The organism is Stagnimonas sp. FW305-C-60, assembly GCF_058782965.1.
The window spans coordinates 1,419,979-1,437,431 of the sequence record NZ_JBYSYF010000001.1 but is presented as its reverse complement, the minus strand read 5'-3'; the positions used below and the strand labels follow the sequence as shown (position 1 = coordinate 1,437,431).

At 68.9% G+C, this 17,453-nt stretch carries 25 protein-coding genes; 7 read left to right on the top strand and 18 right to left on the bottom strand.

Annotated features, from left to right (window positions below; translation table 11 throughout):
- Positions 1-6: 6 nt before the first annotated feature.
- The 5 genes from AC3WT6_RS06540 to AC3WT6_RS06520 are packed head-to-tail and all read right to left on the bottom strand — an operon-like array spanning position 7 to position 2,763.
- Complete coding sequence (locus AC3WT6_RS06540; protein ID WP_492652757.1) at positions 7-933, bottom strand: extracellular catalytic domain type 1 short-chain-length polyhydroxyalkanoate depolymerase; 927 nt, start codon at positions 931-933, stop codon at positions 7-9.
- A complete protein-coding gene (locus AC3WT6_RS06535) occupies positions 930-1,382 on the bottom strand; it encodes a DUF3106 domain-containing protein (protein ID WP_492652756.1) in 453 nt (150 codons plus the stop codon). The genes AC3WT6_RS06540 and AC3WT6_RS06535 overlap by 4 nt, the downstream gene beginning before the upstream one ends.
- A 7-nt stretch (positions 1,383-1,389) precedes the next feature.
- The gene (locus AC3WT6_RS06530; RefSeq protein ID WP_492652755.1) at positions 1,390-1,758 is read right to left on the bottom strand and encodes a hypothetical protein; all 369 of its coding nucleotides are present in this window, start codon (positions 1,756-1,758) and stop codon (positions 1,390-1,392) included.
- Entirely contained in the window at positions 1,755-2,363 is a 609-nt protein-coding gene (locus tag AC3WT6_RS06525; RefSeq protein WP_492652754.1) for an RNA polymerase sigma factor, read from the bottom strand. Before AC3WT6_RS06525 ends, AC3WT6_RS06530 begins: the two co-directional genes overlap by 4 nt.
- Positions 2,326-2,763 (bottom strand): hypothetical protein, encoded by a 438-nt coding sequence (locus AC3WT6_RS06520; protein WP_492652753.1) that lies wholly within the window; start codon positions 2,761-2,763, stop codon positions 2,326-2,328. The genes AC3WT6_RS06525 and AC3WT6_RS06520 overlap by 38 nt, the downstream gene beginning before the upstream one ends.
- A 400-nt stretch (positions 2,764-3,163) precedes the next feature.
- Between AC3WT6_RS06520 and AC3WT6_RS06515 the strand changes: the two genes are divergently transcribed.
- From AC3WT6_RS06515 to AC3WT6_RS06490, 6 genes are all read left to right on the top strand, one after another.
- Positions 3,164-4,117: an SPFH domain-containing protein gene (locus tag AC3WT6_RS06515; protein WP_492652752.1), complete on the top strand. Its 954-nt coding sequence runs from the start codon at positions 3,164-3,166 to the stop codon at positions 4,115-4,117.
- 3 nt (positions 4,118-4,120) lie between these two features.
- A complete protein-coding gene (locus AC3WT6_RS06510) occupies positions 4,121-4,552 on the top strand; it encodes an NfeD family protein (protein ID WP_492652751.1) in 432 nt (143 codons plus the stop codon).
- Between the two features lie 8 nt (positions 4,553-4,560).
- Positions 4,561-5,271, top strand: coding sequence for a PAQR family membrane homeostasis protein TrhA (gene trhA, locus AC3WT6_RS06505; protein ID WP_492652750.1), 711 nt, complete (start codon positions 4,561-4,563; stop codon positions 5,269-5,271).
- 55 nt (positions 5,272-5,326) lie between these two features.
- Positions 5,327-6,010, top strand: coding sequence for a PAQR family membrane homeostasis protein TrhA (trhA, locus tag AC3WT6_RS06500; protein WP_492652749.1), 684 nt, complete (start codon positions 5,327-5,329; stop codon positions 6,008-6,010).
- 66 nt (positions 6,011-6,076) lie between these two features.
- Positions 6,077-6,961 (top strand): polyphosphate kinase 2 family protein, encoded by an 885-nt coding sequence (locus tag AC3WT6_RS06495; protein ID WP_492652748.1) that lies wholly within the window; start codon positions 6,077-6,079, stop codon positions 6,959-6,961.
- 18 nt (positions 6,962-6,979) lie between these two features.
- Positions 6,980-8,203, top strand: a complete 1,224-nt coding sequence (locus AC3WT6_RS06490; protein WP_492652747.1) for an MFS transporter — start codon at positions 6,980-6,982, stop codon at positions 8,201-8,203.
- A 21-nt stretch (positions 8,204-8,224) separates the two neighbouring features.
- Here the strand turns inward: AC3WT6_RS06490 and AC3WT6_RS06485 are convergent, their stop codons facing one another.
- Together AC3WT6_RS06485 and AC3WT6_RS06480 are read right to left on the bottom strand one after the other, a co-directional pair.
- A complete protein-coding gene (locus AC3WT6_RS06485) occupies positions 8,225-8,461 on the bottom strand; it encodes a hypothetical protein (RefSeq protein WP_492652746.1) in 237 nt (78 codons plus the stop codon).
- Positions 8,458-8,862: a GFA family protein gene (locus AC3WT6_RS06480; RefSeq protein WP_492652745.1), complete on the bottom strand. Its 405-nt coding sequence runs from the start codon at positions 8,860-8,862 to the stop codon at positions 8,458-8,460. Before AC3WT6_RS06480 ends, AC3WT6_RS06485 begins: the two co-directional genes overlap by 4 nt.
- A gap of 90 nt (positions 8,863-8,952) precedes the next feature.
- On the opposite strand from AC3WT6_RS06480, the gene AC3WT6_RS06475 reads away from it, so the two are divergent.
- Entirely contained in the window at positions 8,953-9,906 is a 954-nt protein-coding gene (locus AC3WT6_RS06475) for a helix-turn-helix transcriptional regulator (RefSeq protein WP_492652744.1), read from the top strand.
- A gap of 3 nt (positions 9,907-9,909) precedes the next feature.
- On the opposite strand, the gene AC3WT6_RS06470 is transcribed toward AC3WT6_RS06475, so the two are convergent.
- The 11 genes from AC3WT6_RS06470 to hisB form a co-directional block, all read right to left on the bottom strand.
- Positions 9,910-10,368 (bottom strand): DUF1579 family protein, encoded by a 459-nt coding sequence (locus AC3WT6_RS06470; RefSeq protein ID WP_492652743.1) that lies wholly within the window; start codon positions 10,366-10,368, stop codon positions 9,910-9,912.
- Positions 10,369-10,444: 76 nt separating this feature from the next.
- On the bottom strand, positions 10,445-11,704 hold the full coding sequence (locus tag AC3WT6_RS06465) for a sensor histidine kinase (RefSeq protein WP_492652742.1): 1,260 nt from the start codon (positions 11,702-11,704) through the stop codon (positions 10,445-10,447).
- 23 nt (positions 11,705-11,727) lie between these two features.
- A complete protein-coding gene (locus tag AC3WT6_RS06460; RefSeq protein WP_492652741.1) occupies positions 11,728-12,405 on the bottom strand; it encodes a response regulator transcription factor in 678 nt (225 codons plus the stop codon).
- Between the two features lie 36 nt (positions 12,406-12,441).
- A complete protein-coding gene (tatC, locus tag AC3WT6_RS06455) occupies positions 12,442-13,203 on the bottom strand; it encodes a twin-arginine translocase subunit TatC (protein WP_492652740.1) in 762 nt (253 codons plus the stop codon).
- Positions 13,204-13,206: 3 nt separating this feature from the next.
- A complete protein-coding gene (gene tatB / locus AC3WT6_RS06450; protein WP_492652739.1) occupies positions 13,207-13,509 on the bottom strand; it encodes a Sec-independent protein translocase protein TatB in 303 nt (100 codons plus the stop codon).
- A 30-nt stretch (positions 13,510-13,539) separates the two neighbouring features.
- Positions 13,540-13,761 carry a Sec-independent protein translocase subunit TatA gene (tatA, locus tag AC3WT6_RS06445; RefSeq protein ID WP_492652738.1) on the bottom strand — a complete coding sequence of 74 codons (222 nt, stop codon included), beginning with the start codon at positions 13,759-13,761 and terminating at the stop codon, positions 13,540-13,542.
- A 22-nt stretch (positions 13,762-13,783) separates the two neighbouring features.
- Positions 13,784-14,113, bottom strand: coding sequence for a phosphoribosyl-ATP diphosphatase (locus AC3WT6_RS06440; RefSeq protein WP_492652737.1), 330 nt, complete (start codon positions 14,111-14,113; stop codon positions 13,784-13,786).
- Positions 14,114-14,376: 263 nt separating this feature from the next.
- Positions 14,377-15,147, bottom strand: coding sequence for an imidazole glycerol phosphate synthase subunit HisF (gene hisF / locus AC3WT6_RS06435; protein ID WP_492652736.1), 771 nt, complete (start codon positions 15,145-15,147; stop codon positions 14,377-14,379).
- A gap of 5 nt (positions 15,148-15,152) precedes the next feature.
- Complete coding sequence (gene hisA / locus AC3WT6_RS06430) at positions 15,153-15,881, bottom strand: 1-(5-phosphoribosyl)-5-[(5-phosphoribosylamino)methylideneamino]imidazole-4-carboxamide isomerase (RefSeq protein WP_492652735.1); 729 nt, start codon at positions 15,879-15,881, stop codon at positions 15,153-15,155.
- Positions 15,882-15,988: 107 nt separating this feature from the next.
- Entirely contained in the window at positions 15,989-16,624 is a 636-nt protein-coding gene (hisH, locus tag AC3WT6_RS06425; RefSeq protein WP_492652734.1) for an imidazole glycerol phosphate synthase subunit HisH, read from the bottom strand.
- A 24-nt stretch (positions 16,625-16,648) separates the two neighbouring features.
- A complete protein-coding gene (gene hisB, locus AC3WT6_RS06420) occupies positions 16,649-17,242 on the bottom strand; it encodes an imidazoleglycerol-phosphate dehydratase HisB (protein ID WP_492652733.1) in 594 nt (197 codons plus the stop codon).
- Between the last annotated feature and the right edge of the window lie 211 nt (positions 17,243-17,453).

The following is a 17,453-nucleotide window of genomic DNA, read 5'->3' as shown; positions in this document are numbered from 1 at the left end:
CGCTCGCTACTGCGCCTTCGGATGCGCCTTGAAGAAGGCCCAGATGGTCTCGCTGGCCTTCAGTGCCTGACTCGGCGGATCGGCGCGGCGGCGACCGGCGCTGCCCCCGGGCCAGGCGTGACCGGCGTCCTCGATCAGATAGCGCTCCACCGCCAGCCCCTCCGGGCAGCGGTAGCGCCAGTGCTGCACGCCGCCCCGCACCTGGACCTCGGGGGCCGCCTCGCAACCGTCGGCTCGTGCCCAGAAAGCGCCCTGCTCGCCGGCCGGCCGCAGCGGCCTGCCGTCCGAGGCACCGGCCACTCGGCCACCCAGTTCACCGCCCTGGGGCGGCACGATGCGATCAGCACCGCCATTGATGATCAGCGCCGACACCGGTCGCGGCGGCAACGCCTCGTCGCCGAACAGCGTGCCCACCACCGGGGCGATCGCCGCCACCGTGTCGGACAGTTCCAGCCCCAGGCGGTGGCTCATCATGCCGCCGTTGGACATGCCGGTGACGTAGATGCGGCGTGGGTCCACCGGATAGTCCTGCGAAACCTTCTTGATCAGCGCGCGGATGAAGGCGACGTCGTCCGCACCATGCTCCATCGCGTAGGCGCAACAGTGGCCAGCGTTCCAGCTCAGCAGGCGCTCCTCGAAGCGCCCGCTGCCGTCCGGGTAGACGACGATGAAGCCCTCGCGCCGGGCGATGGGTGTGAAGCCGCTCATCTGCTCGCCGTTGTCGGCATTGCCACCGCCGCCGTGCAGCATCAGCACCAGCGGCAAAGGCCCACTCGGCAAAGGCGCGGGCACACGGATCAGGTAGCTGCGCTGCGTCTCGCCCACCCGCACATGCTGACGCTCGCCGCTGTCGGCTCGGGCCGTCGCGAGCCCCGGCGCCCAGGCCAGCACCAGGCCCAGCAGGGCGGCGAACCGTAGAGGCGCGCGGCTCATTTCTTCGCGGCCGGCAGGCAGTCGGCGGCCTGTTCCGGCGTCTTGCCGCGCGCGCAGTCGCGGATGTGCTTGCGCTCGGCCTCCGGCAACTGACGCGCGGCGCGGAAGCGCTCGCGGATCTCGGCGCGGCGTTCCGGCGGCAGCTCGCGGAATTCGCGCACGAAGCCGCGCAGGCGCTCGCGCTCCTCGGGGCTCAGCGACTTCCAGCGTTCGCGCCCTTCCTTGAGCTGCGCCTTCTGTTCGGGTGGCAAGGCGTTGTAGCGGTCGGCGCGATGCAGCAGTTGCTCGCGACGGTCGGCGGGCAGGCTGTCCCAACCGGCCGCGAACTCGGACAGCGCCTGCTGCTGCTCGGGCTTGAGCTGGTTCCAGTTCTGGGCCCAGACCGCCGGCGCGGCGCACAGCAGGGCCAGCGACAGCCAGCGGCGGGCGAAATTCGGGAGCGCTTTCATGGCGGCCTCAGGCGGCATCGTCGGCGGCAAGCCAGAGCAGGTATTCGAGGTCTTCGTCCTGCAAAGGCTCCTCACCCATCGTCGGCTGGCCGACCGCCAGCTCCTCGATGGCGGGCGCCGGCGGCGCGCTCGGCATCGGCGCCTGCGGCCAGAAGCCGATGCCGAAGGCCAGCAGCACGCCGGTCGCCAGTGCCGGCGCCAGCCAGACCCAGGCCGGCCGGGGCTTCGCCTCGGCGGCGGCCAGTGCGCGACGGCGGGCGGCGGCCAGCCGCGCACGCTGCACCGGGTCGATCTCGTCCTGCCAGTGGTCGAGCGCGCGCAGCACCGGTTCGGTGCCCGGCGGCGGCGACTCGTGCTGCTCGGTTTGGCGACTCATGTTTGCGGTCCTTCCTGCACCAGCAGGGTTTGCAGGGCGCTGATCGCCCGCGACAGATGGGTTTTGACGCTGCCCTCGCTGCAGGCCATGGCCTGGGCGGTTTCGCTGGTAGAAAGCCCCTCCCAATGCCGCAGCAGGAAGGCCTGACGCTGCCGGTGCGGCAGGCTTTGCAGGGCCTGCTGCACCCGCTGCTGTACCTGCGCGCCGGCGACCAGCGCCTCCGGCCGCTCGGCCTCGGGGCCGGGCAGGCGCTCCAGCGTCGATTCCTCGGCGTCGGCGTCGTCGAACTGCCGCTGGCCCAGCCAGCGGCCGCGCAGCAACTGCTTGTAGCGCCACTTGCGCAGGCGGTTGTCGAGGATGCGGTAGAACAGCGGCGGCCACTCGGCGGGATCGTGGTCGGCGTAATGGCGGGCGAGCTGGATCATCGCCTCCTGCACGCAGTCCAGGGCCTCGTCGGCGTCGCCGCCGGTGCCGAGCTGGGCGATGCGCAGCGCCCGCCGCTCGACGCCCGCCAGGAAACCGGCGAGCGTCGAGGTCTGCGGCCGCGCGCTGGCACTCACCCGCGGGTCAATCGCGGTGACGGCGGTCGGCACGACGGTCAGCACGCTGCACCACCCGATCCCCCTTGGCATCCAGCCGGGTTTCCTTGCGCTCGCCGCGCTCGTCCAGGCGCGAGTCGATGCGGTCGCCCTTTTCGTCCAGACGACTCTGGTAGCGCTCGCCACGCTGGTCGATCTGCGTGGCGGCCTGCTCGTGGCCGTGCGCATCCAGGCGTTCGGCACGGTTGTCGGTGTGCTGCTCCACCGCGTCGCCACGGCGGTCCAGGCGCTGGTCGATGGTGTCGCCGCGCTGGTCGGCGTGCTGTTCCTTGCGCTCGCCGCGCTGATCCATGCGCTCATCGATGCGCCCGGCACGGTTCTCGACCGGGGTCTGGGCCTGCGCCAGGGGCGCCAGCAGCGCGGCACTCAAGGCCAGCGCCAGGTGGAATACGGGTTTGCGGTCCATGCGATGCTCCGGTGAGGGTAAGAGGTCGGAGGGCGTCCGACGCCACTCCTGCCCACACAAGTCCGGCGATTGCCATCCGGTTGACACGCGAGGGTGTGCTGACAGTAAAAACATCGCCGCGGCGGCAGACGGTTTTTTGGGCAGTGCGAGGAAGACAGTGTGCGCAATAGTGGTTCTATTGAAACACTGGCTGACGTAGCAATGCCCAAAAACCGTCCCGCCCCGAAGGGTTGCTGGTCAACAGCGCGTCATACGGCGTTGCCAACCTAGCGAAGGCAACCAGCCTTCGCGTCGGTAGGCGCCTTGCCTGACGCGCTGTTGACCAGCAACGCGGCGATGTTTTTATTGTCAGTACACCCTAGGATGCTGTCCTGGGTATCGCTTCCAACAGAGAGCCGTCATGTCCGCCTTCGCCATCGCATTTCTGATCTTCGCCGCCGTCACGCTCTACAAGGGCGTGGTCACCGTGCCTCAGGGCATGGAATACACCGTCGAGCGTTTCGGCAAGTACCGCGCCACCTTCACCCCCGGCCTGCACTGGCTGGTGCCCTATGTCGACCGCGTCGGCCGCCGGCTGTCGATGATGGAGCAGGTGCTGGACGTGCCCAGCCAGGAAGTCATCACCAAGGACAATGCCATGGTCGGCGTCGACGGCGTGGTGTTCTACCAGGTGCTGGACGCGCCGAAGGCCGCCTATGAGGTGCAGCAGCTGGAGTACGCCATCCTCAACCTGACCCAGACCAACCTGCGCACGGTGATGGGCTCGATGGACCTCGACGAGCTGCTCAGCCAGCGCGATCACATCAACACCAAGCTGCTGGCGGTGGTGGACCAGGCGACCTCGCCCTGGGGCATCAAGGTGACCCGCATCGAGGTCAAGGACATCCGCCCGCCGGCCGATCTGGTCGATTCCATGGCGCGGCAGATGAAGGCCGAGCGCGACAAGCGCGCCAACATCCTTGAAGCCGAGGGCTTCCGCCAGGCGGCGATCCTCAAGGCCGAGGGCGAGAAGCAGTCGCAGATCCTGCGCGCCGAAGGCGAGCAGCAGCAGGCCATCCTCGACGCCGAGGGCCGCAAGGAGGCCGCCTACCGCGACGCCGACGCCCGCGAGCGCGAGGCCCAGGCCGAAGCGCGCGCGACGATCATGGTCAGCGAGGCGGTGAGCAAGGGCGATGTGCAGGCGCTCAACTACTTCATCGCCCAGAAGTACGTCGAGGCGCTCAAGGAAATGGCGCTGTCGCCCAACCAGAAGACCGTCTACCTGCCGCTGGAGGCGATGGGCGTGATCAGTTCCATCAGCGGCATCGCCGACCTGGCCAAGAACGCCGGCCAGATCGTCAATCCCAAGGCCTGAGCCATGGACGCCCTGGTCTTCTGGCACTGGTGGGTGCTCGGCTTTGGCCTGCTGATCGCCGAGATCCTGCTGCCCGGCACCTTCTGCCTCTGGCTGGGTCTCGCCGCCTTCGTCACCGGCGCCGCCGCCTGGCTGATCCCCGGCCTGCACTGGCAGGTGGAGGTGGTGCTGTTCGCGGTGCTGTCGTTCGCGGCGGTGGGCCTGTGGTTTCGCTTCCGGCCCGCCGACAAGGCGGTGGTGGAGCACGGCCTCAACCAGCGCGGACGCGGCTACATCGGCCAGGTGTTCGTGCTGGTGGAAGCCATCGAAGACGGCGTCGGCAAGGCGCGCGTCGAGGACAGTGTCTGGCGCGTGCACGGCCCCGACCTGCCAGCCGGCGCCAAGGTGAAGGTGGTGGGCATCGAAGGCACGACGCTGCGCGTCAAGCCGGCCTGAGCCTGGGCATGAGTCGTCACCATGCTGCCCCACCCCGGCCGCCCAGGGTCCGGGTGACGCTGCCGGACAGCATCTACAGCCTCGGCGAGGAGATCGCCCACGCGCTCAGCCACGGCGTCGGCGCCTTCGCCGCCATCGCCGGCCTGACGGTACTGGTGGCCAAGGCAGCGCTCTACGGCAACGCCTGGCATGTGGTCTCGGCCAGCGTGTTCGGCGCCACCCTGATCCTGATGTACACCGCCTCGGCGCTGTTTCACGGCATCCCGCTGCCGCGCAGCAAGCAGGTGCTGCGGGTGATCGACCATTGCTGCATCTACCTGCTGATCGCCGGCACCTACACGCCGTTCACCCTGGTGACCCTGCACGGGCCCTGGGGCTGGAGCCTGTTCGCGCTGACCTGGGGGCTGGCCGCGGTCGGCGTGGTGTTCAAGATCTTCACCACCGGCCGTTACGAGGCGCTGTCCCTGGGCGTCTATCTGGCCATGGGCTGGTGCGCGGTACTGGCGATCAAGCCGCTGCTGGCGGCGCTGCCGGCGGGCGGCCTCTGGCTACTGCTGGCGGGTGGGCTGTCCTACAGCCTGGGCGTGGTGTTCTACGCCTGGGAAAAGCTGCCCTACCACCACGCGATCTGGCATCTGTTCGTGCTCACCGGCAGCGTGCTGCATTACTTCGCGGTGCTGTTCTATGTGATCCCCTCCGGCGCGGTCGGCGGCGGATAAGCGCCGTTGGTAGTCCCGCGCCCATTGGCGCCGGCGCTTGCGCTAGGGTCCGCGCATGGCCGACCTGCCCCAGACCCGCCGTCTCAGCACCCCGCCCGCCTACTCGGCGGCGGAAGAGATCGCCCATAGCGTCAGCCACGGCCTGGGTGCGCTGCTGGCGATCGCCGGCCTGGCGGTGCTTGCCGCCCGCGCCGCGATGTACGGCGAATACCTGCACATCGTCGCCTGCAGCATGTTCGGCATGGCGATGCTGCTCACCTATCTGGCCTCGGCGATCTACCACAGCGTGCCGCTGTCGCTGCTGCCCACCGCCAAGGACGTGCTGCGCGCCATCGACCAGGCCTTCGTCTACGTGCTGATCGCCGGCACCTACACGCCGTTCTGCCTGCTGGTGGTCGATGGCCCGCTCGGTCCGACCCTGTTCATCGCCACCTGGACGGTGGCGCTCACCGCCATCGCCTTCCGGATGCTGGCGCCGGACACCCACGAGCGCATCGCGCTGTGGATCTATCTGGCTCTGGGCTGGGGCGCGCTGCCGCTGATGTCGCGCCTTTCCGAAGGCCTGCCGCGCGAGGGCCTGTGGCTCTTGATCGCCGGCGGCTGCGCGTACACCGCCGGCGTCGGCTTCTACCTGCAGACCAAGATGCGCTACCACCACGCGATCTGGCATCTGTTCACCCTGCTGGGCTCGGCGCTGCACTACTTCGCGGTGCTGCTCTACGTGATCCCCTCGATCTGAAGCCTTGCGGCGGGCGCGGCGCCGTGCCAGCGTTGGCCGCAACGACCACGCTCCCCGCAGCCGACGATGAAAGCCTTCACCGCCCCCGACAGCCCCTGGCGCGTGCCCTACGACGGCCGCTTCAAGGTAGCCCGCTCGCCGACCCGGCCACCCGCTGGTGGCCTGGACAAACCGGCACGGCAGGCGCGGCTGGCGGAGCTGGTGGAGGAGCTGGCGGTGCTCCAGCACATTCTCTACGCCCACGACCACCGCTCGCTGCTGCTGGTGTTCCAGGCCATGGACGCCGCCGGCAAGGATTCCACCATCCGCGCCGTGCTCTCCGGCGTCGACCCCGCCGGCTGCCAGGTGACCAGCTTCAAGCAGCCCAGCACCACCGAGCTGGAACACGATTTCCTCTGGCGTACCACTCTGGCCCTGCCCGAGCGTGGCCGCATCGGCGTGTTCAACCGCAGCTATTACGAGGAGGTGCTGGCGGTGCGCGTGCATCCGGAATTCCTCGATGCGCAGCGGCTGCCGCAGCCCAGGCCGCCACTCAAGCGGCTGTGGGCCGAGCGCTACCAGTCGATCCGCGACCACGAACTGCATCTGGCGCGCAACGGCACGGTGATCCTCAAGTTCTGGCTGCACATCAGCAAGGAGGAGCAGCGCCAGCGCTTTCTGGCGCGCCTGGACGAGCCGGCCAAGAACTGGAAGTTCAACAGCGGTGATGTCGCCGAGCGCGAACACTGGAACGCCTACATGCACGCCTACCAGGACGCGCTCAATGCCACCAGCCGGCCGTGGGCGCCCTGGTATGCGATCCCCGCCGACTCGAAGAGCTATATGCGGCTGACGGTGGCCGAAATCGTGGTGCAGACGCTGAAGGGCCTGGATCTGCGCTACCCGGAACTGGACGCCACCGAGAAGCGGCGCTTCACCGCCATGCGCCGCAGCCTCTCCCGCAAGACCTGAACCCCGCCCTCGCGCCCGATGAGCCCACCCCAGAAGTGGACCCTGCTACTCGCCCTCTATTTCAGCCAGGGCCTGCCGTTCGGCTTCTTCACCCAGGCGCTGCCGGTGCTGCTGCGCGAGGACGGCGTCTCGCTGTCGCGCATCGGCCTCTCCGGCCTGCTGTTCCTGCCCTGGGCGCTGAAGTGGCTGTGGGCGCCCTGGGTGGACGCCCACGGCCTGCGCAAGCACTGGATCATCCCCCTGCAGCTGGCGACCATCCTCACCGCGGTGGCGCTGGCGGCGGTGGACGGCAGCGCGGAGCAGAAGCTGTTCTGGCTGAAGATCGCCATCGTGCTCTGCGCGCTGTTCGCCGCTACCCAGGACGTACCCAGCGACGCCCTGGCGGTGCATCTGCTGCAGCCGGGCGAGCGCGGCCTGGGCAATGCCGTGCAGGTCGGCGGCTACCGGCTGGGCATGGTGCTGGGCGGCGGTGCGCTGATGATCGTGCTCGACCAGCTCGGCTGGGCGGCGGCCTTTCTGGCGATGGCGGCCTTCCTGGGCTTGAGCCTGTGGCCGGTGCTGCGCTTCCCAGAGCAGCGCCTGCTGCCGCCGCTGGAGCGGCGCGCCCCCGGCGCCAATCCGCTGCCGGCGATCTGGGCGCGTTTGCGGCTGCCGGGCATGGCGGCGCTGCTGTTCTGGCTGGTGGCCTACAAGTTCGGCGACGCCATGGCCTCGGCGATGGTGAAGCCCTATCTGGTCGATGCCGGCTGGAGCAAGACCGCGATCGGCCTCTGGGCTGGCATCGCCGGCTCCGGCGGCGGCCTGCTCGGCGCGCTGCTCGGCGGCCTGGCCGCCGATCGCCTGGGCCGTCGTCGCGCGCTGCTCTACTGCGGTCTGGCGCAGACCGCGGCGGTGGCGCTCTACGCCCTGCACGCCCTCGGACCCGGCGGCGAGTGGCTGCTGAAGACCGCGGTGACCCTGGAGCATGTGCTCGGCGGCATGGCGACGGTGGCGCTGTTCACCCTGATGATGGACGCCAGCGATCCGCACCACGCCGGCAGCGACTACACGCTGCAGGCCTGTGCCATCGTCATCGCCACCGGCCTGGCCGGCTGGGCCGGCGGCCTGCTCGGCGATGCGCTCGGCTACGGCGCGCTGTTCGCGCTCGCCACCCTGCTCTCCGGCGCCGGCTGCTCGCTGTTGCTGTGGGCGCTGGCAGCGCGCCGTGTGCCGGCCCGGCTGAGCGCCGCCCACCCGCCGTAGGCCAACCGCGGCAGTCGTGGCTCAGTGCGGCAACAGCCGGCTACGCAGCGCGGGCCACAGCCGCAGACGCCACTGGCGACCCGGCGGCGCGGCCTCGGGCGTCGCTAACGGCGCCGATGGCCGATCAGAAGAGCTGCGCGCCGTGGTGCTGCCTTGCGCCGCCGCGCGTTGGCGGGCTTCCGCCATCGCCAGGAACAGGTCGTTCATCAGCGTCTCCTTGGAATAGGTGGCGAACAGCCGCAGCGGGGCGGCGTTCACAAATGCCTCGTTTCGGCCGGCGCCGCCTGCCAGTTGTTGTTGCGGCCGTCGGCGTAGTTGATCGGGATCGCCGCCAGCTCGGCATCGCTGACGCCGTCGAGACAGGCCAGGTGCACCAGGTAGAACTTGCCACCCAGCACCTCCAGCTCGCCGCTGCCGCAGGGGCGCACGCCGCAGGTCTTGCAGAACAGGTGGTGCATGCTGCGGGTGCCGAACTGGTAGTCGCCGAGTGCGGCGGCGTCGGTCAGCAGGCGGAAGGCCTCGGGCTTGGCGATCACTCCCCAGGCGCGGCTCTTGGCGCAGATCGAGCAGTTGCAGCGGCCGCTACCGGCGGCGAGATCAAGGTCGGCTTCAAAGTGGACGGCACCGCAATGGCAACTGCCGTGATAGGTCTTGAGCATCCTGCTTCTCCGGTTGGGCGGGCTTTGCGGAGACGACTCTAGATACCAATTAGGGCGAAATTGGCCCTATTTCGGACTACCCTGGAGGCCATGTCACGACCCACCCTGCGAGTACTCGCCGCCCTGGAACTGCTGCAAGCGCGCGGCCGCCTGAGCGGCGCCGAGCTGGCCGAGCGTCTGGGCGTGGACCGCCGCACGGTGCGCCGCTACATCGCCAAGCTGGAGGAGCTGGGCATCCCGCTGATCGCCGAACAGGGCCGCGACGGCGGCTACCGGCTGGTGCCCGGATTCAAGCTGCCGCCGCTGATGTTCAGCGACGACGAGGCGCTGGCGCTGGCGGTGGGCCTGATCGCCGCGCGCGGCCTGGGCCTCGCGGAAGCCGCGCCGGCCGCCGCCAGCGCCCAGGCCAAGCTCGAACGGGTGATGCCGCAAGCGCTGCGCAAGCGTGTCGGCGCGATGGACGAGACCGTGACCGTCGAACTGAGCCGGCCGGCGGCAGCGCTGGTGGACAACGCCGTGCTGGTGACGCTCAGCACCGCCGCACAGCAGCGTCAGCGGGTGCACCTCGCCTACCGCACACCGCAGCAGGCCGACAGCGAGCGCGACTTCGATCCCTATGGCCTGCTCTATCGCTCCGGCCGCTGGTACGTGGCCGGACACTGCCATCTGCGCCGCGAGCTGCGCTCGTTCCGGCTCGACCGGGTGCGCTCGGTGCGCGCCATCGACAGCTACTTCGGCCGCCCGGAGCACTTCGACGTGCTCGACTACCTGCGCGAGTCCATCGCCCGGCTACCGCGCGAGCACGCGGTGGAAGTGCGGCTGCACACCGACCTCGCCAGTGCCCAGCGCGAGCTGTTCTACGCCTTTGGCCTGCTGGAGTGTGTGGAAGGCGGCGTACTGCTGCGCAGCCAGACCGAAGACCTGGCCTGGTACGCGCGCGAGCTGGCGCGGCTGCCGTTCGAGTTCAGCGTGCTGCAACCGCCGGCCCTGGGCGCGGCGCTGGCGCAGCTGGGGCGGCGCCTGCAGCAGCACGACCGACCCTAGGTTTCAGCGCTCCCAGAGGATGCGTACCGCCAGCTCCGGGCTGCCACCGGGCGGGATGTTGTGCATCAACAGCTCCAGCCCCCCGGCCGGCAACCGCTGCAGGGCCAGATTCCAGCCCCAGTCCGGCCCCGGCGGCGCGGCATAGCTGCCCAGCACCAGGAAGCCGTTGGCGCGGGCCTCGCCCCGGCAGTGCATGACCGTGCCGCCGCAATGGAAGGAATCGACCCAGGCGGCGCTCACCGCCTCGCGCTCGTTGTCATTGCCCACCAGCAGCAGGCCCGCCTGTGGCTGGCCCTCGAAGCTCCATTGGTAGCGCAGCGCCAGGAACTTGCCCATCGCCTCGCTGGCGACCTGGAGCGTGCAGGGACAGGTCGCATGCGGCGGCGCCTTGGGGTCGAACCACAGACTCTTTTCGCCAGACCAGTCGCCCAGCAACTGGGGATGCAGGCTCGTCAGTTTCATCGGATGCTCCGGTGGCCCTGGGCGGTCAGTCTAGCCGCCGATCCTGCCGCAGCAAGACGTTGCGCGCCGTAAGCCCTCAGAACGACAGCCGTGCCCGCGCGCCACCCTCGGGGCGGTTCTCCAGGCTCAGCCGCCAGCGCAGCCGCTGCGCCAGCGTGGCGGCGATGTAGAGGCCCATGCCGGTGCCGCCATCGCGACCGCGGCTGCGTGGCGCGAACACCTGCGGCAGCTCCTCGGGCGGGATGCCGGGGCCATCGTCGTCGACCACCAGGCCCAGCGAATCCAGCCGCACCCGCACCGCGCCGGGCTGCTGGCGCCCGGCCTGGGCGACCGCGCGCAGGGAGTTGCGCAGCAGATTGCTGACGATCACCGCCACCGCCCCGGCCGGCGCCACCACCGTGCAGGGCTGCAGCTGCCAGTCCACCAGGGCGACGTCGAGCTGGGCCGCGCACAGCGCCGGCAGGCGCTCGTGCAGGGGCAGCGCCTCGGCCACCGGCACCGCGTCGGTACGCGACAGCCAGAGCAGGGCGTCGAGATCCTGCAGGGCGCTCTGCGCCGAGCGCAGGATGCGCGCCACCGGCGGCGTTGGCTGGCTGGCGTCGAGGATCTCCGCCGCGCCCTGGATCACCGCCAGCGGCGTGCGCAGCTCGTGGCTGGCGCTGGCGGCGAAGGCGCGTTCGCGCTCGACCAGTTCGTCGACCCGCGCCATGTGGCTGTTGAGCGCCTCGGTAATCACCGCCAGCTCGCTGTCGTGCGGCGCCGCCGGCAGCCGGGCGCCACGCTGCTCGGGGTCTAGGCCGCGCAGATCGGCGACCAGGCCATCGAGCGGCGCCAGGGTCTGCCGCGCCAGGCGGCCGGACAGCCACCAGCCGAGCAGGGCGGTGAGCGCCATGCCGGCGAGCAGCGCCAGCCACAGCAGCTGCTCGCGGGAGTTCAGCGCCTGGTCGCTATAGCTGAGGTAGGCGCTGTCGCCGGGCGCGATCTGTCGCACCAGCACGTAATGCGGGCGGCCCTCGTAGGCGACGTCGGAATGGATGCCCGGCGGCAGCGCCCAGATCGCCGCCGGCGGCGGCGCGCCGCCCAGCGCCGGGCGGTAGTAGCGCAAGGTCTCGCTCTGCAACTCGCTGGCCTCGGGCGCCACGCCGGCGCGCACGAAGTAGCGCATCTCGCGCTCCAGCAGATCGCCCAGGGTGGAATGCTCGATGTAGCGCTCCACCGCCAGGAAGCAGAGCCCGAGCAGCAGCACGCTCAGCAGCGACAGGCTGACCAGGGAGGAAGCGAGCCGGCGGCGCAGGCGATGGCCACCGGTCCCCTGGCCTGTCAATGCCGATGCCATCGCCGCGGCACTAAGCGGCCACTTCAGGCATCGAGTACGGCCAGGCGATAGCCCTCGCCGTGCACGGTGTGGATGAGCTTGGTCGGGAACGGCTTGTCGACCGCCGCGCGCAGATTGTGCAGGTGCGCGCGCAGCACATCGCCATCGGGCGCGTCATCGCCCCAGAGGGCGCGCTCCAGCTCGGCGCGGGTGACCAGCCGCGGCGAGCGGCGCAGCAGCATCTCTAGCAGGCGGCGCTCGGCGCGGGTGAGGGTGATCGGCTTGCCGGCGCGGCGCACCTCGGCAGTGCCGGGGTCGCATTCCAGGTCCGCCACCCGCAATACCTGGTCGGCGACGGTGCCGCTGGCGCGCCGGTGCAGGGCCGCGAGGCGGGCCGCCAGCTCGGAGAGCGCGAAGGGCTTGACCAGATAGTCGTCGGCGCCGGCGGCGAGGCCATCGACACGGTCGGCGACTGCGTCCAGCGCGGTGAGCATCAGCACCGGCGTGCTGACGCCCTGCCCGCGCAGGCGCCGGCACAGGCTGGCACCGTCCAGGCCGGGCAGCAGGCGGTCGAGAATGATTACGTCGGCACCGCCCGCCTGGGCGCGCGCCAGCCCGGTGGGGCCGTCGGCGGCGAAGTCCACCGTATGGCCCTGGGCGGTAAGGTAGTCCCCGACATTGGCGGCGAGGTCGGGGTGATCTTCAATGACGAGGACGCGCATGCCCGGATGATACGTCGCGTCCGGGTGAAGAATCCGTCAAGCCTCTTCCGGCGTCCGGGCGCGCTGCTTGCCGATCCAACCCGCCCACAATATGCCCAGCTCGAACAACAGGTAGGAGGGCAGCGCCACCAGGATCTGGCTGGCGACATCCGGCGGGGTGATGATTGCCGCCGCCACGAAGATGCCGACCAGCACATAGCCGCGCGCCTCCTTGAGCTGGGCGACGCTGACGAAGCCGGTCCAGACCAGCAGCACCACCGCCACCGGCGTCTCGAAGGCGACGCCGAAGGCGATGAAGATGGTGAGGATGAAGTCCAGGTACTTGCCGATGTCGGTCGCCACCTGCACGCCCTCGGGCGCGACGCCGATCATGAAGTGGAACACCGCCGGCAGGGTCACGTAATAGGCGAAGGCGATACCGGCGTAGAACAGCAAGGTGGAAGAGGCCAGCAGCGGCGCGATCAGCTTGCGCTCGTGCCGGTAAAGGCCGGGCGCGACGAAGCCCCAGACCTGGTAGAGAATCCAGGGCATCGCCAGCACGATGGACAGCAGCGCCACCAGCTTGAACGGGATCAGGAACGGCGAGGCCACCTCGGTGGCGATCATGCTCGCGCCGGGCGGCAGCAGCTTCATCAGCGGCGCGGCGAAAAAAGCGTAGATCTCGCGCGCGAAGAAAATCATCGGCAGCAGCAGCACCAGCACGCCGATCATGGCGCGCAGGAAACGGGTGCGCAGTTCCAGCAGATGCTGGAGCAGGGGCTGTTCGGCGCCGGACGCGTTGGGGTCGATGATCGGCATCGACTAGTTCTTGCCGTCGCCGGGCGGCGTGGCGGCGTCCTTGACCTCGTTGGCGGTGGACTTCACCTGCGACTCCAGCATGGAGAACTGCTCGCGGGCCAGGCGGTTGGCCTCATCGAGCTTTTTCTTCAGGTCCGCCGCCTGGGTTTCCCGCTCCAGCTCGGCGGACAGATTGCGCATATAGCTCTTGGCCTGGCCGGTCCAGCGGCCGACGCTGCGCGCAACCTTGGGCAGGCGCTCCGGCCCCAGCACGATCAGGGCGATCACGAAGCACAGGAACAGCTCGCCGAAACCGATATCGAACATGGGCTTAGAGCCGGCCGCGAGGCAGGGCGGCTAGACCTGGTCTTTCTTGGTTTCGCTCTGCACGGTCTGCGACTGACCGGCAACCGCCTCCGGCTTCTTGGCCGCCTCGGTCTCGCCTTCGCGCATCGCGTCCTTGAAGTTCTTCACCGCCGAGCCGAGGTCGCCGCCGGCACCGCGCAGCTTCTTGGTGCCGAACACCAGCACCACCACCACCAGCACGATCAGCCAGTGCCAAAGAGAGAAGGAACCCATGTGTATCTCCTAAAAAAGTGACCTACTTCGAGCGCGCGGCTTTTTCCGCGTGACCGGAAGTACCCATGCGGCGCGCCAATTCAGCCAGCACCGCCTGGGAGGAAAGGCCCCGGTGCGCGAGCAGCACCAGGGTGTGGAACCAGAGATCCGCCACCTCGTAGACCAGCGCCGCGTCGTCGGGGTTCTTGGCGGCGATGATGGTCTCGGCCGCTTCCTCGCCCACCTTCTTGGCGATGCCATCCACACCCTTGGCGTAGAGGCTGGCGGTATAGGAACTGGTGGCATCGGCTCCCTTGCGGGCGAGCAGTTGCGCATCCAGGGCTTCGAGAATCTGACTGGCGGGTACGGACATCGCGCAAGTTTAGCCCAGCGAATGCTGCAACAGTGCGTCAGCGCGACGCCACAGCCACTTGGCAAAGCCTGGGTAAAGACCGGTCTGCGCGGCGCGCCAGCGCCGGAATACCCACCACCACCGGCAGCGCCCCCCATATCCACTACGAGGTGTATCCGGATTCCAGCGCGGTCTACGGCGACACCAGGCTTCGGCCTGATGCCCCGCGCATCCGGCCACAAAAAAACCCGCAAGCGCGGGCATTTTTTGTGGCCGGCAGGCGCTCACATGCGCACGCGCACCCCGCGCTGCGCCAGATAGCTCTTGGCGTCGCCAACGGTGTAGGTGCCGTGGTGGAAGATGCTGGCGGCCAGCGCCGCATCGGCATGGCCTTCGGCCAGACCCTGGTAGAGATGCTCCAGGCTGCCGACGCCACCAGAGGCGATCACGGGCACATTGACCCGGCGGTTGATCGCCGCCAGCAGCTCGACGTCATAGCCTTCCTTGGTGCCGTCGCGGTCCATGCTGGTCACCAACAGCTCGCCAGCGCCGTACTGCACCATCTTCGCCGCCCAGTCCACTGCATCGAGGCCGGTGGCCTTGCGGCCGCCGTGGGTGAACACCTCCCAGCGCAGCGGCTCCTTCTTCTTGCTCACCCGCTTGGCGTCGATGGCGACGACGATGCATTGCACGCCGTAGCGGTCGCCCGCCTCGCGCACGAAGTCGGGGTTCTGCACCGCCGCGGTATTGATGCTGACCTTGTCAGCACCGGCGGCCAGCAGGCATTTCACGTCGGCGCAGCTGCGCACGCCGCCACCGACGGTGAGCGGGATGTAGATCTCGCGCGCCACCGCCTCGACCGTCGCGAACAGGGTCGGACGATCATCGGAGCTGGCGGTGATGTCGAGAAACACCAGCTCGTCGGCGCCCTGGGCGTCGTAGCGGCGGGCGACCTCGACCGGATCGCCGGCATCCTGCACGTCCTCGAACTTCACGCCTTTGACCACCCGGCCGCGGTCGATGTCCAGACAGGGGACGATGCGCTTCGCCAGCATTGCGGTCAGCCTCGGGCGATCTTGACGGCGTCGGCAAGGGTGAACTTGCCTTCGTAGAGCGCGCGACCGATCACCGCACCGACCACGCCATCGCCTTCCAGCTCCTTGAGCTTGCGGATGTCGTCCAGCGAGCCGATGCCGCCGCTGGCGATCACCGGCGTCTTGATGGCGCGGGCCAGGGCGACCGTGGACTCGGCGTTGAAGCCTTCGAGCATGCCGTCGCGGCCGATGTCGGTGTAGATGATCGCCTCGACGCCATCGTGCTCGCACTGCTGGGCGATCTCGACCACGGTGTGGTGGCTGAGCTTGCTCCAGCCATCGACGGCAACGTGCTCGCCCTTGGCGTCGAGGCCGACGATCACATGCCGCGGGTATTCGATGCAGAGGTCGTGCAGGAAGTGCGGCGCGGTGATCACCCGGGTGCCGAGGATCACGTAGCCGACGCCGATGTTGAGGTAGCGCTGCACGGTCTCCTCGTCGCGGATGCCACCGCCGACCTGCACCGGCACATTGCCCGCGGCCTGGACGATCTTCTCCACCGCCTTGAGGTTGACCGGCGCGCCCTTGAGGGCACCGTCGAGGTCGACAACATGGATGCGCTCGGCGCCATCACCGATCCAGCGCCGCGCCATTTCGGCGGGGTCGTCGGAAAACACCGTGACGTCGTTGAAATCACCCTGGCGCAGGCGGACGCACTGGCCGTTCTTGAGGTCAATCGCTGGGATCAGGAGCATGACGCGTAGTAGCTAGGCGTGGAACGCCTGGACAGTGGGTTTGTGCGCGTAGGGTGGTAAATCCTTGCGGCAAAGCGTAACACCATCGGTGCACGCCAACAGCCAGTTCAAGGATTCCAGCTGACGAAGTTGGACAACAGCCGCAAACCGAGCAGCTGGGACTTCTCCGGATGAAACTGAAAGGCCACCAGATTTTCGCGGGCGATGGCGGCAGCGAACACCTGGGTGTATTCGGCAGTGCCCAGCACATGGGCGGGGTTCTTGGGTCGCGCGTAATAGCTGTGCACGAAGTAGAACCAGCTCTCGTCGGGGATGCCCTCCCATACCGGGTGCGGCTTGGTCTGCTTCACCTGGTTCCAGCCCATGTGCGGCACCTTCAGGCGCTCCGCACCCTCGGTCGGCGGGTCGGGAAAGCGCACCACCTCGCCGGGGAACAGACCTAAGGCCGGCACGCCGCCGTTCTCCTCGGAGAACTCCAGCATCACCTGCATGCCCAGGCAGATGCCCAGCATCGGCACCTTCTTGGAGGCCTCGACCACCAGCTGCGCGAGCTCCAGGCGGTTCAGCTCTTTCATGCACTCGCGCACGCCGCCGACGCCGGGCAGCACCAGACGATCGCAGTCGAGCAGCTCCTCGGCGTCGTAGCTCACCACCACTCGCTGATCGGGCGCCACCCGCTCCAGGGCCTTGGCCAGGGAGTGCAGGTTGCCCATGCCGTAGTCAATAACGCCGATGGATCGCATGCGACCGATGTGTAGCAGGGAGACTTAGAGGACGCCTTTGGTGGAAGGCGTAACGTCGATCTGGCGCGGATCGATCTCGCTGGCCGCGCGCAAGGCGCGGCCAAAGGCCTTGAAGATGGTCTCAGCGACATGGTGCGCGTTCTTGCCGCGCAGACTGTCGACGTGCAGCGTCACCTTGGCGTGGTTGACGAAGCCCTGGAAGAACTCGTGCAAGAGGTCGACGTCGAACTCGCCGACGTGCGAGCGCGGAAAGTCCACGAACCACTCCAGGCCGGGGCGGCCGGAGCAGTCGATCACCACCCGCGACAAAGCTTCGTCGAGCGGCACATAGGCGTGGGCGTAGCGGCGGATGCCTTTCTTGTCGCCCAGCGCCTTGTCGAAGGCCAGACCCAGCGTGATGCCGACGTCTTCCACCGTGTGGTGGGCATCGATGTGCAGATCGCCCTGGGCGTGGATGGCGAGGTCGATCAGCCCGTGCCGCGCCACCTGATCGAGCATGTGGTCGAAGAACGGCACGCCAGTGACGAAGACCGCCGAGCCACTGCCGTCGAGATTGATCTCGACCTTGATCTGGGTCTCGCGCGTGTTGCGCTCGACGCTGGCTTTGCGGGGGCTCATCTCGCCGTGGGGGCTAAACAAAAGTGGCGCGCAGGATACACCCGGCTGTTGGCGAAGCAAAACCAGGCCGGAGCCGAGGCGCAAACCGCCGCGACCTTGCTGCACCTCGCCGCCGACGCGCGGGGCGCAGCAAGTGGCTGGGACGACCCGCCAGGTCATTGCCGGCGCCAGGCCGGGCAGGCAGCATACCGGTCAGTATGCCTTCGGAGTC